The sequence below is a fragment of the Streptomyces sp. NRRL WC-3549 genome, assembly GCF_000721935.1.
Taxonomy (GTDB): Bacteria; Actinomycetota; Actinomycetes; order Streptomycetales; family Streptomycetaceae; genus Streptomyces.
Genome location: NZ_KL585420.1, coordinates 120,328 through 124,002, shown reverse-complemented (window position 1 = coordinate 124,002; position 3,675 = coordinate 120,328). Strand labels below are relative to the sequence as shown.

General features: G+C 72.5%; 4 protein-coding genes. 2 read left to right on the top strand and 2 right to left on the bottom strand.

The window, feature by feature from the left end; genetic code table 11:
• Nucleotides 1–165 precede the first annotated feature (165 nt).
• Nucleotides 166–471: a hypothetical protein gene (locus IH13_RS0125125; protein WP_031088105.1), complete on the bottom strand. Its 306-nt coding sequence runs from the start codon at nucleotides 469–471 to the stop codon at nucleotides 166–168.
• 253 nt (nucleotides 472–724) lie between these two features.
• Nucleotides 725–1,504: a hypothetical protein gene (locus tag IH13_RS0125120; RefSeq protein ID WP_031088103.1), complete on the bottom strand. Its 780-nt coding sequence runs from the start codon at nucleotides 1,502–1,504 to the stop codon at nucleotides 725–727.
• A 293-nt stretch (nucleotides 1,505–1,797) separates the two neighbouring features.
• Between IH13_RS0125120 and IH13_RS0125115 the strand changes: the two genes are divergently transcribed.
• Entirely contained in the window at nucleotides 1,798–3,081 is a 1,284-nt protein-coding gene (locus IH13_RS0125115; RefSeq protein WP_031088102.1) for a glycosyltransferase, read from the top strand.
• A 344-nt stretch (nucleotides 3,082–3,425) separates the two neighbouring features.
• Nucleotides 3,426–3,641 (top strand): I78 family peptidase inhibitor, encoded by a 216-nt coding sequence (locus tag IH13_RS0125110; protein ID WP_031088101.1) that lies wholly within the window; start codon nucleotides 3,426–3,428, stop codon nucleotides 3,639–3,641.
• Nucleotides 3,642–3,675 lie beyond the last annotated feature (34 nt).

Genomic DNA, 3,675 nt, shown 5'->3' with positions numbered 1-3,675 from the left:
GTCGAGCGCCGGCTGCGCGAGGAGTTCGGCTTCGAGGGGACGCCGCTGCACATCTCCGTGCGGGTGCGCGAGAAGCGCGGCCGCAAGAAGTAGGGCGGCGGCAGCACCTACGGCGAAGCCCCGGACCACCCGCTCACGCGGGGGCCCGGGGCTTCGCCGTAGCACTCAGACGTCCGTGGCCCCCGGGGGCAGCGCCGCGGGCCGGGCCCGTCCGGCGTGCCGTCCGACGCGCTGCCACGCACCCGGGTTCGGGGCGTGGGTGCTCTGGCTGCCCTGGCTGTTCGCCGCCGCCAGGCCGCTCAGCGGGGCGCGGCCGGGGAACATCCCCGTCCCGAACCCCCGGAAGCCGAGACCCTCCTCGCCGGTCCGGTCCCCGGGGAGCGCCCTGAACGACCGGCGGAACTCGGCGTACAGGGCGTCGTAGATCGGGGTGGGTGACCTGCCGGCCGAGGGGTCCCGTGCGGGACGCATGGCCGGGATCGGGCTCTGCCGCTGGCGAGAAGGGTCGTATGAGTGCACATAGGTGCCAACGACTCCACCGCCCGTCGGATGCGGGCGGAACGGAGAAAACGACGCGCGGCCGGTACGTGGCGGGCGCGCACCGCGACAGACCGCGGCCGGTGCGAGGCACCGGCCGCGGTCTGTCGGAGACGTCGGCGGGAAGCGCGGCCCCGGTGCTCCCACCACCGCCCGTACGACGACAGCCCCCGGTCGGGAGGGACGGTCAGGTCCCGGCCAGCGGCATCGACGCCGCGACCAGCAGCCCGTTGGCCGCCGCCTTGTCGAGCGCGTCACGCAGCAGGTCCTCGCGCGGCTGCTGGCCGATCGAACCGGCCGGGGCGGCGAAGACGAGCACCGTCTGCGACTTGTTCACCGCCGCACGCCAGCCCTCCGTGACCTGGAGCGGCTGATGCGCCTGCCACCAGGCGACCTGGCCCCCGTCGGGTCCCGGCTGGAGCACGGCGTGCAGCCGGCCCACGGCGAGCAGCACCGACCAGCCGGGGAGCGCGCCCGGCAGCCGGTTCAGGTCCTGGGTGGGCTGGAAACCCTGCTCCAGCAGCAGCTGGAGGAACTGGTCGCCGCCCCGGCCGTCCGTGCCGGGCCGGGCGATCGGCCCGGTCGGTTCGACGACCAGGGCGGGGCGCAGGTCGTCCTCGATCAGGACGAGACCGCTGGTGACGCCGAGCACGGCCTGTTCGGGCGCGTGTCCCTCCGGAGTCGGTGACTCGTCACCGGTGATGGACCGCATGGCGCCCTTGAGCTGGTCCTCCGCGACCCTGACGACCTGTGAGGGGATGCAGGTGGCGTGGGCGAAGGCGAGCACGGCGGTCTCGTCGCCCACGAAGAGCACCGTGCTGGTGCGCTCCTGGTCGCAGTCGCCGGGGGTGCGGCAGGACGTGCAGTCGTAACTGCCTGGTGCGCTGTCGCCGACGAGCAGCCGGTCGGCTTCGGCGTCGCCGATCTCGGCACGTACGTCCTCGCTGACGTCGAGCATGCGCGGCACGGGTGGCTCCTCGAACTCGGTGCGTGGGCCGGGTGGTTCCCGGCTCATGAAGACAACGTCCGTTCCGGGGCAGGGGTCACGCGCCAATCGGGACCGGGCGGCCCGGGTGTCGGCAGGGCGACAGGTCGACAGATCGGGAAAGCGATTCGCGGGAGGTACCGGCCACGCCCCGCGGGGCGTCCGCCAGTTCGAATTGTCACGGGTCTGTACGACTCCTGTGTGTGAGCCATGACCGTCCCTGACGCCGCGTAGGGTCCGACCCAGACCAGTCGACCAGGGGAAACGACCGCGTAATGCATATTTCTTTTCTGCTCCACAACGCGTACGGCATCGGGGGAACGATCCGTACCACCTTCACGCTCGCACGCACGTTGGCGGAGCACCACGACGTGGAGATCGTCTCCGTCTTCCGCCACCGCGACAGCCCCACGCTGGGCGCGCCCGACGGCGTGCGGATGAGCCATCTCGTGGACCTGCGGAAGAAGAGCCCGGGGTACGACGGCGAGGAGCCCGAGTACGCCCGGCCCGCCGCGGTCTTCCCGCGCGGTGACACCAGGCACAAGCAGTACAGCAGGCTCACCGACAGCCGTATCGCCGCGCACCTCGGCGCCCTGGAGGCGGACGTCGTCGTCGGGACCCGCCCGGGGCTCAACGTCCACATCAGCAGGCAGGCGCGGCGCGGCCCGGTCCGCGTCGGTCAGGAGCACCTGACCCTGCAGAGCCACGGCTACCGGCTCCGCCGGGAGATACGGCACCGCTACGGGCTGCTCGACGCGGTCACCACCGTCACGGAGGCCGACGCCCGGGACTACCGGACGGGGCTGCGGCTGCCCGGCGTACGGATCGAGGCCATCCCGAACAGCGTCCCGGCGCCCGCGGCCCCACCCGCCACGTGCGACGACAAGTGGATCGTGGCCGCCGGCCGGCTCCACCGGGTGAAGCGGTACGACGTCCTGGTCCGCGCGTTCGCCGAGGTGGCGGCCGTCCGCCCGGAGTGGCGGCTGCGGATCTACGGCGCGGGTGACGCGACGGGCAACGAGCAGCAGGCCCTGCGCGGGCTCGTCGACGAGCTCGGTCTGCGGGAACGGGTACGGCTGATGGGTTCGGTCCACCCGATGGAGGCGGAGTGGCCCAAGGCGTCCATCGCCGCCGTCACCTCCGAGCGGGAGTCGTTCGGCATGACCATCGTCGAGGCGATGCGCGGCGGTCTGCCGGTCGTCGCCACCGACTGCCCGCACGGTCCGGCCGAGATCATCCAGGACGGTACGGACGGACGGCTGGTGCCGCTCGGGGACACCGGGGCCTTCGCCGCCGCGCTGCTCTCCCTGGTCGACGACGACGGCCTGAGGCACCGCATGGGCAGGGCCGCGCTGGCCTCCTCCGCCCGGTTCGACCCGCAGCCGATCGCCGAACGGCACGAGAGGCTCTTCACCGAGCTGATCGCCCAGGGCTCCGCGGGCCGGTCGCGCAGCGCGCTGCGTACCGCGCTGCACCGCTCCAGGGGGGCCGTGCTGGACGGGGCGTACGCGCTGCGCTACAAGGCGGCCGGTGTGGTCCGGGGCGGGAACGGGCGCTGACCGCTCCGGTCGGCAGACGGCACGGCCGCGGGAAATATAAGGCGCGCATAAGGGCGCGTGAATTCCGGATGTCGGGCGGGTGCGCTTTTATTTCCCTGCGGTAAGGAAAAGTGAAGACGCGCGCCCCCGGCATTTACTTTCCACATGTGTCAGGGGCGTTTTTCGCAACGGTCCGGGCCATTGGTTTCCCGATGTCGGAACTGCCCGTTCGGGTGAAGGGGACCCCCCGGGGCGCGCGTGGGATCCTGTGACACAAGCGTGACCGTCCAGGTACCCGGGGGACGCTCTGCGGGCCGGCGCGGCCCCGCTTCCGTCACGGTGCGCAGCGCTCTACGGTGAGGGGTATGGCATCTGTACCGACCCCTCCCGCCCAGCCGGACGACAGCCCCGAGTCGTACGTCGGACTCGACGCCGCGACCGCCGAACAGCGAGCCAGAGCGCGGGGCTGGACCACGGTCCGGGCCCTCGCGCCGGGCACGGTCATCACCATGGAGTTCCGTGGCGGCCGGATCAACTTCGAGGTCGCCGACTCGGCCGTCACCCGCTGCTGGGTCGGCTGACAGCACCGGGAAACGCCTGCGGGCCCCGGCACGT

What these genes read in the sequence shown, in the direction of transcription:
- IH13_RS0125125 (WP_031088105.1), bottom strand. Translation starts at nt 471, where the DNA reads ATGCGTCCCGCACGGGACCCCTCGGCCGGCAGGTCACCCACCCCGATC.
- IH13_RS0125115 (WP_031088102.1), top strand. Translation starts at nt 1,798, where the DNA reads ATGCATATTTCTTTTCTGCTCCACAACGCGTACGGCATCGGGGGAACG.
- IH13_RS0125110 (WP_031088101.1), top strand. Translation starts at nt 3,426, where the DNA reads ATGGCATCTGTACCGACCCCTCCCGCCCAGCCGGACGACAGCCCCGAG.